Annotated in this window: 19 protein-coding genes; 12 read left to right on the top strand and 7 right to left on the bottom strand. The window is 67.3% G+C overall.

Translation table 11 applies throughout. The features are described 5' to 3' along the window. Positions 1-265 precede the first annotated feature (265 nt). The 4 genes from ACYVN4_RS43315 to ACYVN4_RS43300 all read left to right on the top strand — a co-directional run bounded on the left by ACYVN4_RS43315 (position 266) and on the right by ACYVN4_RS43300 (position 3,450). Complete coding sequence (locus ACYVN4_RS43315) at positions 266-1,429, top strand: C40 family peptidase (RefSeq protein ID WP_460729797.1); 1,164 nt, start codon at positions 266-268, stop codon at positions 1,427-1,429. Further along, positions 1,426-1,764 (top strand): hypothetical protein, encoded by a 339-nt coding sequence (locus ACYVN4_RS43310; RefSeq protein WP_460729795.1) that lies wholly within the window; start codon positions 1,426-1,428, stop codon positions 1,762-1,764. Before ACYVN4_RS43315 ends, ACYVN4_RS43310 begins: the two co-directional genes overlap by 4 nt. A gap of 70 nt (positions 1,765-1,834) precedes the next feature. Continuing rightward, the gene (locus ACYVN4_RS43305; RefSeq protein WP_460729793.1) at positions 1,835-2,179 is read left to right on the top strand and encodes a YbaB/EbfC family nucleoid-associated protein; all 345 of its coding nucleotides are present in this window, start codon (positions 1,835-1,837) and stop codon (positions 2,177-2,179) included. 26 nt (positions 2,180-2,205) lie between these two features. After that, entirely contained in the window at positions 2,206-3,450 is a 1,245-nt protein-coding gene (locus ACYVN4_RS43300; RefSeq protein WP_460729791.1) for a primosomal protein, read from the top strand. A gap of 60 nt (positions 3,451-3,510) precedes the next feature. Here the strand turns inward: ACYVN4_RS43300 and ACYVN4_RS43295 are convergent, their stop codons facing one another. From ACYVN4_RS43295 to ACYVN4_RS43280, 4 genes are all read right to left on the bottom strand, one after another. Next, a complete protein-coding gene (locus ACYVN4_RS43295; protein WP_460729789.1) occupies positions 3,511-4,602 on the bottom strand; it encodes an adenosine deaminase in 1,092 nt (363 codons plus the stop codon). A gap of 109 nt (positions 4,603-4,711) precedes the next feature. Continuing rightward, entirely contained in the window at positions 4,712-5,068 is a 357-nt protein-coding gene (locus ACYVN4_RS43290; protein WP_460729787.1) for an excalibur calcium-binding domain-containing protein, read from the bottom strand. Between the two features lie 32 nt (positions 5,069-5,100). Then, positions 5,101-6,384, bottom strand: a complete 1,284-nt coding sequence (locus tag ACYVN4_RS43285; protein ID WP_460730060.1) for a thymidine phosphorylase — start codon at positions 6,382-6,384, stop codon at positions 5,101-5,103. A 74-nt stretch (positions 6,385-6,458) separates the two neighbouring features. Further along, positions 6,459-6,860: a cytidine deaminase gene (locus ACYVN4_RS43280; protein ID WP_460729785.1), complete on the bottom strand. Its 402-nt coding sequence runs from the start codon at positions 6,858-6,860 to the stop codon at positions 6,459-6,461. Between the two features lie 300 nt (positions 6,861-7,160). Between ACYVN4_RS43280 and sdhC the strand changes: the two genes are divergently transcribed. The 6 genes from sdhC (at position 7,161) to ACYVN4_RS43250 (ending at position 12,850) form a co-directional block, all read left to right on the top strand. Next, positions 7,161-7,556 carry a succinate dehydrogenase, cytochrome b556 subunit gene (gene sdhC / locus ACYVN4_RS43275; RefSeq protein ID WP_460729783.1) on the top strand — a complete coding sequence of 132 codons (396 nt, stop codon included), beginning with the start codon at positions 7,161-7,163 and terminating at the stop codon, positions 7,554-7,556. A gap of 8 nt (positions 7,557-7,564) precedes the next feature. Then, positions 7,565-7,996 carry a succinate dehydrogenase hydrophobic membrane anchor subunit gene (locus ACYVN4_RS43270; RefSeq protein WP_460729781.1) on the top strand — a complete coding sequence of 144 codons (432 nt, stop codon included), beginning with the start codon at positions 7,565-7,567 and terminating at the stop codon, positions 7,994-7,996. Positions 7,997-8,030: 34 nt separating this feature from the next. Beyond that, entirely contained in the window at positions 8,031-9,782 is a 1,752-nt protein-coding gene (gene sdhA, locus ACYVN4_RS43265; protein ID WP_460730059.1) for a succinate dehydrogenase flavoprotein subunit, read from the top strand. Further along, positions 9,782-10,549: a succinate dehydrogenase iron-sulfur subunit gene (locus ACYVN4_RS43260; protein WP_379366316.1), complete on the top strand. Its 768-nt coding sequence runs from the start codon at positions 9,782-9,784 to the stop codon at positions 10,547-10,549. Before sdhA ends, ACYVN4_RS43260 begins: the two co-directional genes overlap by 1 nt. 195 nt (positions 10,550-10,744) lie before the next feature. Further along, entirely contained in the window at positions 10,745-11,269 is a 525-nt protein-coding gene (locus ACYVN4_RS43255) for a hypothetical protein (protein WP_460729778.1), read from the top strand. 75 nt (positions 11,270-11,344) lie between these two features. Beyond that, positions 11,345-12,850, top strand: a complete 1,506-nt coding sequence (locus ACYVN4_RS43250; protein ID WP_460729776.1) for an alpha/beta hydrolase — start codon at positions 11,345-11,347, stop codon at positions 12,848-12,850. Between the two features lie 7 nt (positions 12,851-12,857). Here ACYVN4_RS43250 and ACYVN4_RS43245 read toward each other — a convergent pair whose 3' ends face one another. Continuing rightward, positions 12,858-13,484, bottom strand: a complete 627-nt coding sequence (locus ACYVN4_RS43245) for a PadR family transcriptional regulator (RefSeq protein ID WP_460729774.1) — start codon at positions 13,482-13,484, stop codon at positions 12,858-12,860. 125 nt (positions 13,485-13,609) lie between these two features. Between ACYVN4_RS43245 and ACYVN4_RS43240 the strand changes: the two genes are divergently transcribed. Both ACYVN4_RS43240 and ACYVN4_RS43235 read left to right on the top strand, forming a co-directional pair. Next, complete coding sequence (locus ACYVN4_RS43240) at positions 13,610-14,098, top strand: hypothetical protein (protein WP_460729772.1); 489 nt, start codon at positions 13,610-13,612, stop codon at positions 14,096-14,098. Between the two features lie 152 nt (positions 14,099-14,250). Further along, entirely contained in the window at positions 14,251-15,141 is an 891-nt protein-coding gene (locus tag ACYVN4_RS43235; protein ID WP_460729770.1) for a phenylalanine 4-monooxygenase, read from the top strand. Here ACYVN4_RS43235 and ACYVN4_RS43230 read toward each other — a convergent pair. Together ACYVN4_RS43230 and ACYVN4_RS43225 are read right to left on the bottom strand one after the other, a co-directional pair. Then, positions 15,138-15,755 carry an acyl-CoA-like ligand-binding transcription factor gene (locus ACYVN4_RS43230; protein ID WP_460729768.1) on the bottom strand — a complete coding sequence of 206 codons (618 nt, stop codon included), beginning with the start codon at positions 15,753-15,755 and terminating at the stop codon, positions 15,138-15,140. The two genes, ACYVN4_RS43235 and ACYVN4_RS43230, sit on opposite strands and share 4 nt — an antisense overlap. After that, positions 15,745-17,259, bottom strand: a complete 1,515-nt coding sequence (locus tag ACYVN4_RS43225; RefSeq protein WP_460729766.1) for an MFS transporter — start codon at positions 17,257-17,259, stop codon at positions 15,745-15,747. The genes ACYVN4_RS43230 and ACYVN4_RS43225 overlap by 11 nt, the downstream gene beginning before the upstream one ends. Positions 17,260-17,279 lie beyond the last annotated feature (20 nt).

Here is a 17,279-nt window from a genome sequence, read left to right as displayed (position 1 = left end):
CCATTGCCTGGCTGCCGCTGGGGCTGCCTGTCGAACGCGCGCCGTGAGGCCGACGATGGGATCGCCAGGGTAGAACCACTGCCGCGCACCGGAGTTCGCATCGGGACGAGCCGATGACTGCGTCGGCCGGGGATCCGGTATCCGCCGCCGGGACTCCGGAGGTGCCATCCCGGCCCGGGCGACGGTGGCCTGCCCAGCGCAAAGGTCCGATGCCACGTGGCCGACAACCGTTGCACGGCAGCTTCATTCGACCGGAGGTTCGGCAATGAGCAGCGGGTTGGACGCAAGCATGCTGGCAGGACCGATCACCGCGATGCTCGCGAGCGTTGGGGCCTCGGGCACGGGGTCCACGGTCGCGGCGCTGCGAAAGACCTCGGCGGCAGTCGACGAAGTGCAAGCGGCGAGCCGGGCGAATGTGGATCGAATGTACGACGCCTGGCGGGGGCGGGCCGGGGATGCGGCGATGGATGCCGCGTTGCGGGGGCAGACCACGGCCACAACGGCTTCCGAGCGGGGTCGGGCGATGGCGGACATCGTGGAGCGGGCGGATACGGAGGTCGCGGCCGGGCGGACGGAGCTGGAGGAGATCGCGCGGTCGTTCACGGCGGAGGCCGAGGGGCTGCTGGCAAGTGGGCTCACACCCGTGGCGATGACCGCGCTGGTCGAGTCGGCCATCGATCACATCGGGCGGGCGGTGCGCGTCACCGAACGGCTTCGCGCGGAACTCGAGAGCGAGACGGACGCTATGAACGAATTGGCTTCGCGGACGCCCGCACCCGCCGTGGTGGCACCCGCGGCGGTCGAGCGGGGCGGCCCGGCCGTCGTTCCGGCCTCGGCGGGTACGCCGGTGGACGGCGGGCGCCAATCGGGCAGGGTGCTCGCGAATGCTGCGGACGCCTTCGCGGGCGGGGGCTCGGCGCTCGGATCCGGCCTGTCGCCGGTGAGCGGGTTGGTCACCACTCCGGCGTCGGTGACTAAGCCGAGGTCGCCGGATCGCGGCCATGATCCGACCGTGACCCGGCCGCAGGGCGGTGGGGTGCGGTTGACGCTCCCGGACGGGAGCACCGTCGAGGCGCCGAATCAGCGGGCGGCGGATGCGGTGCGGAATGCGTTGAGCCAGGTGGGGACGCCGTATGTGTGGGGTGGGGAGACGCCCGGGGTGGGGATGGATTGCAGTGGTCTGACACAGTGGGCGTATGCGCAGGCGGGTGTTTCGCTGCCGCGGCTGGCGCAGGAGCAGGGGTTCGGGCACCAACAGATCGGTCCAGGGGACTTGATGCCTGGCGATCTCGCGGTGTGGAGCGGGCACGTGGCGATGGTGATCGGGAACGGCCGGTTGGTGGAGGCCGGTGATCCCGTGCAGATCGGACCGATACGAACGGAGAACTCGGGCATGCGGTTCCTCGGTTTCTACAGGCCCACCTCATGAGCGGGGAGGTGCCGGCGGTGACGACGGCGGCGTCCGGCAATCGGTCGGGCACGGTGACCGTGCGCGCCACCGACCAGGGCATACCGGTGGAGATCCAGTTCGAACGCGGTGAATACCGCTACGGCGCACAGGCTCTGGCCGACGAGATCCTGCGGCTGACCAAGCGATCGGCGATCGTGGCCCGCTCGCGGCGGCGCGAGCAACTGGCCGAGGCGGGCGTGCCCGATGCGGTGCTTGATCGACTGGGCCTACCCACCCGACAGACGGCGGTGGACGAATTGGATCGGCTCGACGACGCCGATACCGGACAGACCAGTTGGCTGCGGAAATCATGATCCGCGCCTCCGGGAGCGGTTGGGACGCGACGGCGCGGGTATTCCGGCCCCGTGCCGGAAGGAGCTCACGATGAGTGCTGAGATGGATGCGCTGCTCGATCGCGTGAACCAGCAGTTGGAGACGCTGGAAGCGACCCTGCATGGATTGTCGCAGGTACGGGCACGTTTCAGCGCGGATGATCGCTCGGTCACGGCCGAGGTGGACGCCGACGGCGCACTCACCGGACTCTGGCTGTCCGAATCGGTGACCTCGCGTTCTCCGGCGGAACTCTCCCGGCTGATCCTGTGGGCATGTCAGCAGGCCGCCCAGGAGGCGACCGCCCAGCGCGCCCGAATCGTGGCCCGCTTGAACGAGTCCCTGACTCCCGGCGGAAACATTTCGGGAAGCATTGGGGGCAGCCCGGATAGTGCCTGACGCAACGACTGGATAGGCTCTCCGTCATGGCTTCTGGAGACATCGTCCCGATCGCACTCGGCCTGACCAAAGGCGATCTTGTCACCCTCTGGGCACCCCGCTGGCGCGACGGCGACGATGAGTGGCAGGCATTCCTCGGCCACGAGGAAGACCTGTACGGTTTCGAGTCCGTCGCCGAGCTGGCGGCGTTCATTCGTACCAACTCCGAAAACGACCTGGTCGACCATCCCGCGTGGAAGATCATCGCCGGTTTGTCGGCGGCCGAACTGGAGCCGGAGGAGCAGTACGTCTTCGATCTGGTCGGCGTGCCCGAGCTGGCCGCCGACGACCCGGACCCGGAGGTGGTCTCGGAGCTCGAGGAGACCCTCGAGATGGTCCGGAACATCGGTGACGTCTGCGAACTCGACACCGTCACCAAGTTCTTCGGCTCGCATCCGGTGCTCGGCGCGCTGCCCGGCGGCGTGAGCGCCTTCCTCGGCCGGGAAGGCGAGGAACTGTGGGACCAGATCGGCGCGGCCATCGCCAAGGACTGGGAGAAGGTCATCGACGCCATCGACTCGGTGGTGACGGTTCCCGAGGTGGACGCCGACGCCGTGTCGGTCGCGGAGGCCGAACTGCTTGCGGCGCAGGAGAACATCGTCGACGCCGAGGACGCGGCCGAGAGCGATGACGACGAGATCGAAGCCGTCGACCTGGACGAGGACGAAGAAGAGGACGAGGAGCTGTCGTTCTGGCACGAGGTCGGCATCGACCCGGTCCAGATCATCACCTCCGACGGCACCTTCTTCACCCTGCGCTGCTACGTCGACGACGAGCCGATCTTCCTGGGCAAGGACGGCAGCATCACCGTCTTCGCCTCCGAGCGCGCCCTGGCCCGCTACCTGGCCGACGACCACGACCACGACCTGTCCCGGGTGAGCACCTACGGCGAGGTCCAGACCGCAGCCGTGGACGGCTCCCTCGATGTCGAGGTGGACGAGGAGAACGTCTACGTCCTCCCCGGCCTGTCCGACGACCTGGCCACCGGCCCCAAGGCCGTCGACACCGACCAGCTCGACCTGGCCGTCGAATTGTTCACCGACGCAGCCGATTACGCCGAGGACGACTCCGTCGAGTCCGCCCTCGCCGTCTCCACCCCCCTCGGCTGGTACGTCTCCTACCTCCTCAACCCCGACCCCACCCGCATGGCCCCGAACCCCCCGTTCGAGGCCGAGTCGGAGTCCTGGAAGGCGCTGGAGACCGCCTTCGAGGCGCGGCTCGAGAAAGCCTGACCTGAAACGCAATTCGGGCCGCACCCTCAGGGTGCGGCCCGAATCTGTTTCCAGGGCAAGCTATCCCAGCAATACCGCGTAGCCCGGCTTGATGACCTCGTCGATCAGGCGCAGTCGTTCGGGGAAGGGGATGAAGGCGGACTTCATGGCGTTGATGGTGAAGCGTTCCAGGTCGCTCCAGCCGTAGCCGAAGGTCTGGGAGAGTTTGAACATCTCGTTGCTCATGGTGGTGTCGCTCATCAAGCGGTTGTCGGTGTTGACGGTGACTCGGAAGCGGAGGCGGGCCAGGAGGTCGAAGGGGTGTTTGTCGATCGAGGGGACCGCGCCGGTCTGGACGTTGGAGGAGGGACAGAGTTCCAACGGGATTCGCATGTCGCGGACGTAGTTGGCGACGACGCCGAGCTTGGGCCCCTCGGGGGAATCGGTGATGTCGTCGGTGATGCGGACGCCGTGGCCGAGGCGTTCGCAGCCGCAGAAGGCGACGGCCTCGTGAATGGACGGCAGGCCGAAGGCCTCACCGGCGTGAATCGTGAAGTGGGCGAGGTTGGCTCGCATGTAGTCGAAGGCGTCGAGGTGGCGGCTGGGTGGGTACCCGGCCTCCGCGCCCGCGATGTCGAAGCCGCCGACGCCGCGGTCGCGCCAGCGCACGGTGAGTTCGGCGATCTCCCGGGAGCGGGCGGCGTGCCGCATGGCGGTGAGCAGGCAGACCATCTTGATGGGGGTGCCCGCGGCGGCCGCGGCCGCTTCGCCCTCACGGAATCCGGCGATGGTGTGCTCGACCACCTCGTCGAGGGTGAGGCCGTTCTCCAGGTGTTGTTCGGGCGCGAATCGCACCTCGGCGTAGACGACGCCGTCGGCGGCGAGGTCCTCGGCGCATTCGCGCGCCACCCGGCGCAGGCCCTCGGGGGTCTGCATGACGGCGACGGTGTGCGCGAAGGTTTCCAGATAGCGTTCCAGCGAGCCGCTGTCGGCCGCATCCCGGAACCAGGTGGCCAGGGTTGCGGCGTCGCCTGCCGGTAGCTGGTCGTAACCGCAGGCGTTGGCGAGCTCCAGCACGGTCGCGGGGCGCAGCCCGCCGTCCAGGTGATCGTGCAGGACCGCCTTGGGAGCCTGGCGGATCGAGGCGAGAGTGAGGGGCGTCGGTCCAGTCATGTAGCAACGTTAGCCGCATTCCCGTTCTGCGGCAGGGTGGTTGATGCGAGTCACCCGATAGTTCGGTCTGTCGTTGCCCTCACGTTGCTGCCCGCTAGGTTTCCTTCACTCACCGGGAACAGGCCACACCGGTCCCGTTCGGGTCGAGGTAGGCCGAATAGCCGGGCTGGCCTTCGTAGATGGGGCCGCCGCCGCGCTCCCACACCTGCTCGCAGCTGCTGTAGATGGGGTCGGGTTTGGCCTTCTTGTCGGCCTTGGGCGGGGCGGCGTCGCCGCGGGCCAGGGAGTTGGGTTCGTAGCCCGCGCCGGAATTGTCGCCACCGGCATTGTCGGCGGGATTGGCCTGGGCGACCGCCGCGGTCGACCAACCCACCGGTGCGATGGCCCCCAACGGCATGACGATGCCGAAGACGCCCAGCGCGGCGAGTGTGGCGGCGCGGGTCCGGAAGGTGCTTCTGTGCTTCACGATCCCAGGCTAGGCCGATTCGGGCGAAGCGGTCAGGCGGTGATGCGGCCGAGGATGAGCGGCTGCGGCTCCGCCTCGCCGTCGGCGATCGTGAACGCGTCGCGCAGCACCTCCAGTGCCGCCGGAAACGCCTCGGGCGTGTCGGTGTGCAGGGTCAACAGCGGCTGCCCCGCCGCGATGGAATCGCCTGGCTTGGCATGCATTTCGATGCCCGCCCCGGCCTGCACCGGATCCCCCTGCCGGGCCCGGCCCGCCCCGAGCCGCCAGGCGGCCAGCCCGACATCGAGGGCGTCCAGCCGGGTCAACGTCCCGGCGGCGGGGGCGCGCAGAATTTCGGTATGGCGGGCTTGCGGCAGCGCCGCGTCGGGGTCGCCGCCCTGGGCGCGCACCATGGCCCGCCACTGATCCATGGCCCGCCCGTCGGCGAGCACGTCGGCCGGGTCGATACCGTCGATTCCGGCCTGGGCCAGCATTTCCCGGGCCAGCGCTAGGGTGAGGTCGACGACGTCGGCGGGTCCGCCGCCGGCCAGCACGTCCAGGGATTCGCAGACTTCGAGCGCGTTTCCGGCGGTGTGCCCGAGCGGGGTGTCCATGGCGGTGAGCAGGGCCACCGTCTTCACCCCGGCGTCGGTGCCGAGTTCGACCATGGCGGTGGCGAGTTCGCGCGCCTGATCCAGCTCCTTCAGGAAGGCCCCGCGTCCGACCTTCACATCCAGCACCAGCGCCGCGGTGCCCTCGGCGATCTTCTTGCTCATGATCGAACTGGCGATCAGGGGGATGGATTCCACCGTCCCGGTCACGTCGCGCAGGGCGTAGAGCCGTTTGTCGGCGGGCGCGAGGTCTGCTCCGGCCGCGCAGACGACGGCCCCGATCGCGGGGTCCGCCAACAGCTCCCGCATCCGCTCCACCGGAACGTCGGCCTGCCAGCCGGGGATGGCCTCCAGCTTGTCGAGGGTGCCGCCGGTGTGCCCGAGGCCGCGCCCCGACAGCTGCGGCACCGCCGCGCCGCACGCCGCGACCAGTGGCGAGAGCGGCAGCGTGATCTTGTCGCCGACGCCGCCGGTGGAATGCTTGTCGACGGTCGGGCGGCCCAGATCGGTGAAGTCCAAACGCTTCCCCGAGTCGATCATGGCCTGGGTCCAGCGCGCGGTCTCGCGCCGCGTCATGCCGCGCCACACGATGGCCATGGCCAGCGCCGACATCTGTTCGTCGGCGACCTCCCCGCGCGTGAACGCGTCGACCACCCAATCGATCTGCGCGTCGCTGAGCTGGCCGCCGTCGCGCTTGGCCCGAATCACATCCACCGCCGAGTGCACCGTCACGTCCTCCACCCTGGCACTCTTACCCGGTGCTTTCCATGTAAAACCCGGTGCGCCACGAAGATCAGGCGTTATAGCTGTCCAGCACTGAGATCCTCGGGCCCGAAGGAGTCCGGCAACAAGGCGTTCAGCGGGACAGCACCCTTGTGGTGATCTACGAGCAACTCCCCGCCGCCGTGTTCCAGGAGGATCTGCCTGCACCGCCCGCAGGGCATGAGCACCGCACCCCTGGAGTCGCAGACGGAGACCGCGAGAAGGCGTCCCCCTCCGGTCGAAATCAAGTTACCGACCAGTACACATTCGGCGCAGAGGCCCAAACCGTATGAGATATTTTCCACATTGCAGCCGCTCACCACGCGGTCGTCGGCGGTGAGAGCTGCCGCCCCGACGGGGAATCGGGAGTAGGGGGCATATGCCCCTTGCATAACCTCAAATGCCTTGTAGCGCAGGGCTTTCCAGTCAATTTCCGACATTTCGGACCATCCTCCTATGGACGTGACCGTACCCGCGTGATAACCGTTCTGCCTGGTCGCGAAAATCAGGAAAGGCAAACCTAACTCACAACAATTTGGTCCAACGAGCGGCACGCCGAATTAGTTCCCCCCCAAAGCTGGGTTTAGAGTTCACGACAGATCGGTTCAGGTTCCCGAAGCGGGTCCTGCAGCACTGCCACCGGACCTTGATTCCGCTTGTGAGCAGGTGGTTTCAACAGTCCTCAGGCTCCGCGCCGGATCTGACCGGGTCCATCGACGACGTTGGAGGCACCGCACTCTATGACCACGCTAGAAGCTCCGGCGGCCAAGCCGAAGCGGACCCTGTACCGAGGCGACCCCGGCATGTGGTCCTGGGCTCTGCACCGCATCACCGGCGTGACGATCTTCTTCTTCTTGTTCGTCCACGTCCTCGATACCGCCCTGGTGCGTGTCAGCCCGGACACCTACGACCACGCGATCGAGACGTACAAGAACCCGCTCGTCGCCGTGATGGAGATGGGTCTCGTTGTCTGCGTGCTGTTCCACGCGTTCAACGGCATCCGCATCATCCTCATCGACTTCTGGTCGCAGGGCCCGCGTTACCAGCGGCTCATGCTGTGGATCGTGCTCGCGATCTGGATCGTCGTCGCCGGGGCCGGCGTCGGACGCCAGTTCTTCTACCTGCTGACGAAGTGAGAGCCGACATGACCGCACCTGTTCTCGGCAAGTCTTACGACCGCCCCGCGTCCCTCGACGCCCCGCGCGCTCCGCGTCGCCAGTCCGGCAACAACTTCGAGAAGTACGCCTGGCTGTTCATGCGCTTCTCCGGCCTGCTGCTGGTCGTGCTGGTGATCGGCCATATGACGATCATGCTGATGCTCGACGGCGGTGTGCACCGCCTCAACTTCGCGTTCGTCGCGGGCCGCTGGTCCTCGCCGTTCTGGCAGATCTGGGATCTGACCATGCTGTGGCTGGCGCAGCTGCACGGCGGCAACGGTGTCCGCACCGTGATCGACGACTACGCGCGCAAGGACTCCACCCGCTTCTGGCTGAAGACCGCGCTGGTCGTGTCCATGCTTCTGATCATGGTCACCGGCACCTACGTGATCTTCACCTTCGACCCCAACATCAGTTAAGGACAGGCCACCTCGAATGAGTGAATCCCGACCGATTCAGGAACACCGCTACGACGTCGTGATCGTCGGTGCCGGTGGCGCTGGAATGCGTGCGGCGATCGAGGCCGGTCCTCGGGTGCGCACGGCCGTGCTGACCAAGCTCTACCCGACGCGCTCGCACACCGGTGCCGCGCAGGGTGGCATGTGCGCGGCGCTCGCGAATGTCGAAGAGGACAACTGGGAGTGGCACACCTTCGACACCGTCAAGGGTGGTGACTACCTGGTCGACCAGGACGCCGCGGAGATCATGGCCAAGGAAGCCATCGACGCCGTGCTCGACCTGGAGAAGATGGGCCTGCCGTTCAACCGCACGCCCGAGGGCAAGATCGACCAGCGTCGCTTCGGCGGCCACACCCGTGACCACGGCAAGGCCCCGGTGCGCCGCGCGTGCTACGCCGCCGACCGCACGGGCCACATGATCCTGCAGACGCTGTACCAGAACTGCGTCAAGCACGACGTGGAGTTCTACAACGAGTTCTACGTGCTCGACCTGATCCTGTCCGACGGCCCCAACGGCCCGATCGCGACCGGCGTCGTGGCCTACGAGCTGGCCACCGGCGAGCTGCACGTGTTCCACGCGAAGTCGATCATCTTCGCCACCGGTGGTTCGGGTCGCATGTACAAGACCACCTCCAATGCCCACACCCTCACCGGTGACGGCATGGCGATCGTGTTCCGCAAGGGACTTCCGCTGGAGGACATGGAGTTCCACCAGTTCCACCCGACAGGCCTCGCGGGCCTGGGCATCCTCATCTCGGAGGCCGTGCGTGGTGAGGGCGGGATCCTGCGTAATGCCTCCGGTGAGCGCTTCATGGAGCGCTACGCGCCGACCATCAAGGACCTGGCGCCGCGTGACATCGTCGCGCGCTCCATGGTGCTCGAGGTCCGTGAGGGCCGTGGCGCGGGTCCGAACAAGGACTACGTGCTCATCGACGTGACCCACCTCGGCGCGGACGTCCTGGAGGAAAAGCTCCCGGACATCACCGAATTCGCCCGCACCTACCTGGGTGTGGACCCGGTCGTGGAGCCGGTGCCGGTCATGCCGACCTGTCACTACGTGATGGGTGGCATCCCGACCCGCATCCGCGGCGAGGTGCTGCGCAACAACACCGACATCGTTCCCGGCCTGTACGCCGCCGGTGAATGTGCCTGTGTCTCCGTGCACGGCGCCAACCGCCTGGGCACCAACTCGCTGCTGGACATCAACGTGTTCGGCCGGCGCGCGGGCATCGCCGCCGCCGAGTACGCCCAGCGTGCCGAATTCGTGGACATGCCGGAGAACCCGACGCAGATGGTGCAGGACTGGCTGTCGCTGATCCTGTCGGATCACGGCAACGAGCGCGTCGCCGACATCCGCACCGAACTGCAGAACGCCATGGACGACAAGGCCGGTGTGTACCGCACCGAGGAGTCGCTCAAGTCCATGCTCGAGGAGATCCAGGTGCTCAAGGAGCGCTACTCGCGGATCACCGTGCAGGACAAGGGCCGTCGCTACAACAGCGACCTGCTCGAGGCGATCGAGCTGGGCTTCCTGCTGGAGCTGGCCGAGGTGACGGTCGCGGGTGCGGTGAACCGCAAGGAGTCTCGCGGCGGCCACGCGCGCGAGGACTACCCGAACCGCGACGACGTCAACTTCATGCGCCACACCATGGCGTACAAGACGAGCCCGGAACTCATCTCGGACATCCGGCTCGACTACAAGCCGGTCGTGCAGACCCGTTACGAGCCGATGGAGCGTAAGTACTGATGACTGCTGTCGCTGAAACGCCGCAGAAGCCGGCTCCGGTGCCGGACGGGTCGACCATGATCACGGTCAAGATCGCCCGCTTCAACCCGGAGGACGGGCTGGGCGCGCACTGGGACGAATTCAAGGTTCCGGTGCTGCCCACCGACCGGTTCCTGAACGTGCTCATCTACATCAAGTCCTACCTGGACGGCACGCTCACCTTCCGGCGCTCCTGCGCGCACGGTGTGTGTGGCTCGGATGCCATGCGCATCAACGGCGTCAACCGCCTGGCGTGCAAGATCCTGATGAAGGACATGCTCCCCAAGAACGGCAAGGACATCACCATCACCGTCGAGCCGATCCGCGGTCTGCCGCAGGAGAAGGACCTCGTCGTGGACATGGAGCCGTTCTTCGATGCGTTCAAGGCGGTCAAGCCCTACCTGATCACCAAGGGCAACGAGCCGACCTACGAGCGCATCCAGTCCCAGCACGACCGGGCCCGCTTCGATGACACCACCAAGTGCATCCTCTGCGCCTGCTGCACCACCTCCTGCCCCGTGTACTGGAGCGACGGCAGCTACTTCGGCCCGGCCGCGATCGTGAACGCGCACCGCTTCATTTTCGACAGCCGTGACGAGGCCGCCCGCGAGCGTCTCGACATCCTCAACGACGTCGAGGGTGTCTGGCGCTGCCGCACCACCTTCAACTGCACCGACGCCTGCCCCCGTGGCATCGAGGTGACGAAGGCGATCCAGGAAGTCAAGCGCGCCCTGCTGTTCACGCGCTGACCCCAACTCTCGTGGACTCTCAGGGGTAAACCCCTGAAACCCCAAGAGCACGAAAGCCGCCCGCATCGTTCAGATGCGGGCGGCTTTCGTATAACCATGGGTAATCGGGGAACTCGACGGTGCGGTCCCCGCGTTTCCAGTTCGGATAGCAACAAGCTCGGCCCCGGCCGGGCGCGCACGTAGAGGAATGTTCCTGTGATCTGCTTCTTCGACCCGGCCCACGGCCCGGCCAGCATGCAAATGTCCTGGCAGCCGCAGTGGGGTGTGGCCCGTACCGTCGAGGTCTGCCAATTCTGTGCGCAACGCCTCCAGACCACGCAGCCCCCGTTCTATCAGCCTGTGCAGCAGGGTTATCCGCCCCAGCCGGGCTATGCCCCGCAGCCGGGATACCCGCCCGCGGGCTACCCGCAGCCCGGTTATCCGCCCCAGCCCGGCTACGCGCCGCAGCCGGGATACCCGCCCCAGCCCGGGTATGCACCGCAGCCGGGTTACGCTCCCCCGCCGCCGCGGCAGGGACACTCCACCGGCGCGGTGGTCGGCGCGGGTGCGGCCGGCCTGGTGGGCGGCATGCTGATCGGCGAGATGATGGCCGACGACGACAACCGCGACGAGGAGCGCGCCTACGAGCGCGGGTACGAGAACGCCGAACGCAACGACTTCGCCGGTGGCGGCGACTACTACGACGGTGGCGGTAACAACAACGACGACGGCTTCTTCTGACCGGAGCTGCCCGGTAACGCGAATCGGTGCCCATTCCTGTTGAATGGGCACCGAAGTCGTTCGAGGGGGTAAGCAATGGTCAACCGGCGCAGGTGGTTCGTGGGGTCGGCGGTGGCGATTGTGCTGGCGGCGGCAACCGGGTGCGGAAGCTCCGGGGAGACCGCGCGGGCGGGATTGGACCGGTTCTACACGCAGACCGTGGAATGGGGCTCCTGCCAAGGTTTTTCGGACAGGGACCAGGCGCTCGCCGACGCCGGAATGCAGTGTGCGCGGATCACGGTGCCGCTCGATTACGACAAACTGGATGGGAAGACCATCAAGGTCGCCATCTCTCGACTGCCCGCGACCGGTCAGCGGGCCGCGGCGCTGCTCACCAATCCGGGCGGGCCGGGCGGGGTGGGTCTGACGCTGCCACTCATGTTGGCGAAAACGGCTGTGCCACAGCATCTCGATGTGATCGGCGTGGATGTGCGCGGGCTGGGTGCGTCCACACCCCGGGTGGTGTGCCGGACCGAGGACGAATTCCAGGCCGCGCGCAACGATCTCGAGATCGATCACTCCCCGGCGGGCATCCAGGCCACCGAGCGCAAGCACAGCGACATTGCCGCGAAGTGCGTGCAGCGCAGCGGTCAGGACCTGCTCGAACATGTCGGAACCGTCGAAGTGGCACGGGATTTCGATGTCATCCGGGCGGCATTGGGCGATGCGAAGCTGACGTATTTCGGCGGTTCGTACGGCAGCCGGCTGGGTTCGACCATCGCCGAGCTGTATCCGCAGCGGATCCGGGCGATGGTGCTCGACGGCGGCGTGGATCCGGCGCAGTACATGGTCGACCCGCCGACCATGCTGGCCGGGTTCCAGCACAACTTCGACGCCTACGCCGCCGACTGCGCCAAGGCCGCGGACTGCCCGCTCGGCACCGATCCGGCTCGAGCCACGCAGCGCTTCCGCGCCCTGGTGAATCCGCTCATCGACCATCAGGTTCCGGCCGGAGATCGCCTGCTCGGATTCGGGGACGCGCAGTCGGCGGTGGACCTCGCGCTCTACAGCTCGCAGACCTGGCCGGGCATCACCAAGGGACTGACGGAGCTGACCCAGGGGCGCGGCGACACCCTGCTGCGGCTCGCGGACGTCGCGAACTCGCCCGGTTTCGTCAACCGCGACCTGCAGCAGGCCGTGTTGTGCACCGAGGACGAGCGGATCACCGACCGGGCCGAGGCCGCCGATCAGGATCGCCGGATACGCGCCGCCGCACCGTTTCTCGACGACGGGCACGGCACCGATCAAGCGCCACTGCCGATCTGCGCGTTCTGGCCGGTACCCGTGCGCAGCAAGCCGCACACACCCGAAGTGACCGGCCTGCCGAAGGTCGTGGTGGTGGGGACGACCGGCGATCCGGCGACGCCGTACGCGGGTGGCGTCAATCTGGCCCACGATCTGGGTGCGGTCATGGTGACCTACGAGGGCCTGCAGCACGGCGCGTTCGGTGAAGGCATTGCCTGCGTGGACGATCCGGTGACTCGCTACCTCGTGGATCTGACTCCGCCGCAGGCGGATCTGCACTGCCCCGCCGCCACCTGACGAGTACTCAGGACGCGGTGGTCGAGTTCTGGAACTGGGCCAGCAATTCCCAGGACCAGGTGAGGCGACCGGCCGCCAGGTCCTCGAGAACGCCTTCCAGCCAACGGAGTTCGGCGGCGGTGACCGCACGCTGGAATTCGTCCTCGAGCATGGTGATGCGGGGCAGGCCGTACTGCTGGGCCTGCTCCATGCCGGATTCGATCTCGGCGAGGGTGGCGCGCAGGGCCGTGGCTCGCTTGTCGAGTTCGACGCGGGCGTCGTCGGGGCCCAGCAGCATCAGAAACGACAGGGCCGCAGGGAATTCCGGGAATTCGTTGCGCGGGGTGCTGATCATCTCGTTGATCCAGGTGAGGCAGGCGGCGCGGCCCGCGTCGGTGATCTCGTAGACCGTGCGTTCGGGGTACTGCTGGTCGCGGCCGGTCTCGCGGACCGAGACGAGACCGGCCTCTTGCAGTCGGGCGATCGTCTTGTAGAGCTGGGCGCGCTGGCCGACATTGACGACCTTGTCCTTGCCCCACTCCTTGATGCGGCGCTGGATGGCGTAGGGGTGCATCGGTTCCAGGTGCAGGATGCCGAGCACTGCCATCGCCAGGGGCGAGCGCTTGAACGGGGTGGCCTGCGTCGATGCTGTCATGCCCCCAATCTTACTAGGTGCCCCAAAACTAGTTCCATCGCACTAGTTGCCAAGTAACTAGTTTGTGTGCCACTATTGAGGAGCAGGCGAACCCGACCAGCACCACACTCCGAAAGGACGAGGCAATGAACGCCATCGACACCACCAAGGCCACCGTCTCCACCGACACCGTCAAGATCCACACCGACCACGCCACCGAGAAGCACCTGGGCGACTGGACCCACGCCAGCTCCTTCGAGGTGAAGGCTCGCTACGGCAGCGTCGTCATCGACCTGCGCTCGCCCTGGATCGAGGGTGAGCAGGAGATCGTGGTGAACGCCAATCTCGACCACGCCATGGTCAAGCTGTTGGTCCCCGAGGACGCGGTCATCGATGCGTCCGGGCTGGAGTGGACCGGCCGCGGCAAGGTGAAGGACATGTCCCGCCCGCAGGATGCGTCGGGTCGCGTGGTCCGCCTGGTCGGCACCAGCACCAAGAGCGAGTTCCGCATTCACCGCGGCGGCATCGCGGTGCTGTCGGCGCTGTTCAGCCGCGAGTTCTTCGAGGAGGCCAAGCAGGCCCGCCGCGAGGGCCGCACCCCGACCCTCCCGGACCCGGCCAACGCCCCGCGCTGACCCCGCCGAACCGGTATCGGCCGACGGCGGCTGCAAACGCCGTCGGCCGCGACCAGCCCGAATGACGAACGAATGGCCCGTCCAGCTAGTCACTTTGACTAGCTGGACGGGCCATTGTTGTCTAGATCACACACCGGTGCTTGCATCGACGTATGTTCACGGAGGCTCAGCTGTATTCGCCGGTTACCCAAGGTGCCGACGGCGATGTGACGGTGCACTTGAGCGACGAGCATCCGGGTGTGCACGATCTCGCCTACCGGGCCCGCCGCAATGCGATCGCCGCGAAGGCCCTCGAGTACCGGCCGGGGGAACCGGTCCCCCGGGTCGACTACACCGACGAGGAGCAGGGGGTCTGGCGGATCGTCTCCGCCGAATTGGCCCGCAAGCGCGAGCGGTACGCGTGCACGGAGGTGATCGACGCCGCCGAGCGGCTGGCCCTGCCGTCGGATCACATTCCGCAGCTGGACGAGGTGTCCGCGAAACTGGTGCCGCTCACCGGATTCCGCTACGCGCCCGCCGCCGGACTGGTGCCGCTGCGGGACTTCTTCGGTTCGTTCGCGGATCGGACCTTCCACTCCACCCAGTACATTCGTCATCACTCCGCCCCGCTCTACACTCCGGAGCCGGACGCGGTCCACGAAATCCTCGGGCACGCCAATCAATTGGCCAGTCCCCGCTTCGCCGCCGTGTACGAGACGGTCGGCGCGGCGGTGGCCCGGCTCGAGACCGCCCGGGCGCTGAAGTTCCTGGCCGACGTGTTCTGGTTCTCGATGGAGTTCGGCGTGCTGCGCGAGCACGGCGAGATCCGGTGCTACGGTGCCGGATTGCTGTCCTCCTTCGGCGAGATCGAGGAGTTCCGCGCGGCCGAGTTGCGCCCCTTGGACATTCACGCCATGGGAACCATCGCCTACGACATCACCCACTATCAGCCGATTCTCTACTGCGCCGAATCCGTCAGTGAGATAGAGGATGTGGTGGGCGGGTTCTTCGAGACGATGACCGATGACACGGTGACGCGGCTGGTGAGCGTGAAGCCGGTCTAGAGCGGCATCCCGGCCTCGAGGAAATCGATGACCCGGATGATCTGTTCCGGCTCGAATGTCTCGCGGTCGATGAAGCTCAGCATGGCGCCGCTCAGCGCCCCCGCGAAGATGCGGACCTCGAAATCGCCGGGCGATCTGCCGGTTCGGCGCGCGACCAGTTCGGCGATCAGTTCGTTGCTGCGCTCCAGTTCCCGCGCGACCGCGCCACGCAGTTCCGGCACCGTGGACAACAGCGCCACCCGCTGCCGCTCGAACTCCCGATCTTCGGGGCTGAGGGCGGCGAACGATTCCGTGGTGGATTTCCGGAAGGCGGCCAGCACCGACAGGTCCGCGGGCTGGGATTCGAAGGACGCGATCATGAACGGGTCCATGTCATCGGCCATCGCCACTTGTTCCTTGGACGGGAAGTAGCGGAAGAAGGTGCTGGGCGAGATGTCGGCGGCCGCGGCGATCTGCTCGACCGTGGTCTCGGTGTAACCCTGCTCCCGGAACAGCCGGAACGCCTCCATGCGGATGGCGCGGCGGGTGCGTTCCTTCTTTCGTTCACGCAGGCCGCCCCCGGCCGCGGTTTTCACCGGGGCGGGGGGCGGTGCGGAGGCAGTCTCAGCCGACATGGACCGATTGTCCCGCATCGACATCGATAGGTTCGCCAGACTCCTTGCCTCGGATCACGAAAGTCGCCAGGATCGCGGCGACCACGCAGATCGCGGCACACACCCAGAGCATGGCGCTCATCCCGTCGACGAAGGCCGACTGCACGTGGCCCAGCAGTACCGGGTCGCCGAGCTTGCGGGCCACGCCGACACCGGCGTTCACCCCGTCGGAGATGGGCGAGCGGTCCAGTTCGCCCAGGCTGGAACGGTATTGGGTGGACAGGACGGTGCCGAGGAGGGCGACGCCGATGGTGCCGCCCGCCTGCCGCAGCGCCTGCAACAACGCCGAGCCGGAGCCCGCCCGCGCGGGGTCGAGGTCGTTCATGGCCGCGCTCATGGCCGCGGGCATCACGAATCCCATTCCGGCGCCGATCAGGACGAGCGCTCCGGCGGCGAGTCCGTAGCCGCTGTCCACACTGATCACGGCGCCCAGCCCGATGCCCACGGCGAGCAGCACGAAGCCGGTCACCACCGCCACGCGCATTCCAAACCTCGGCAGCACCTTGTCGACCAGCCGGGTGCCGACCAGGAGTCCGCCGATCATGGGCAGCAGGCGCACACCACTGCCCAGCGTGTTCACGCCGAGCACGGCCTGGAAGTACTGCGGCATGGTGAAGAAGAGGCCGAACATCGCGAAGTTCGCCAGCACCAGGAACACGGTGCCCCAACGGAATCCGGACTCACCGAACAGACCGAGGTCGACCAGCGGATGCGCGGCGCGGCGCTGCCAGAGCACGAAGGCCGCGCCCAGCACCACACCCGCCGCGATGGCAGTCCAGGCCACGGCGTCACTCCAGCCCTCCTGGCCGCAGCGGATGAAACCGTAAGTGATGCCCAGCATTCCGGTTGCCGCCAGCAGCGCACCCGGCACGTCGATGCCGAAGGTGCTGCCGCTCTTGGATTCCGGCACCAGCAGGGCCACCGCGCTCGCGCCGACGATCACCAGCGGCACATTGAGCAGGAAGACCGAACCCCACCAGTAGTGCTGCAGCAGCCAACCGCCCACGATCGGGCCGAGTGGCAGTCCGATGGCGGTCGAGGTGACCCAGATGGTCATGGCGCGCTGCCGGTCACCGGCTTCCGGGAAGAGGGACGGCAGCACGGCCATGGACAACGGCATCATGATCGCCGCGGCCAGCCCGAGCACCACGCGGGCCGCGATGAGCTCACCCGAGGAGGTGGCGAAGGCGCAGGCTATCGAGGCCACGCCGAACAGCACCAGCGCGGCGAGCAGGAACTTCTTGCGTCCGTAGCGGTCGCCGAGGGCACCCGCCGGGAGCATGAAGGCGGCCAGGGCCAGGGTGTAGGCGCTGCTGAACCACTGCAGCGCGGAGGTATCGGCATGCAGGTCGGTCGCGAGGGTGGGCAGGGCGACAGTGAGCACGGTGACGTCGAGTCCGATGGTCAGCATCGCGACGGCCAGGGCTCCCAGCGCCAGCCAGCGGCGCACTCCCTGAGCTTCCATGACAGATCCAATCATTTGAG

Source organism: Nocardia heshunensis, assembly GCF_054782115.1.
The sequence above is the reverse complement of the archived record's forward strand: the minus strand, read 5'-3'. Positions and strand labels throughout refer to the sequence as shown.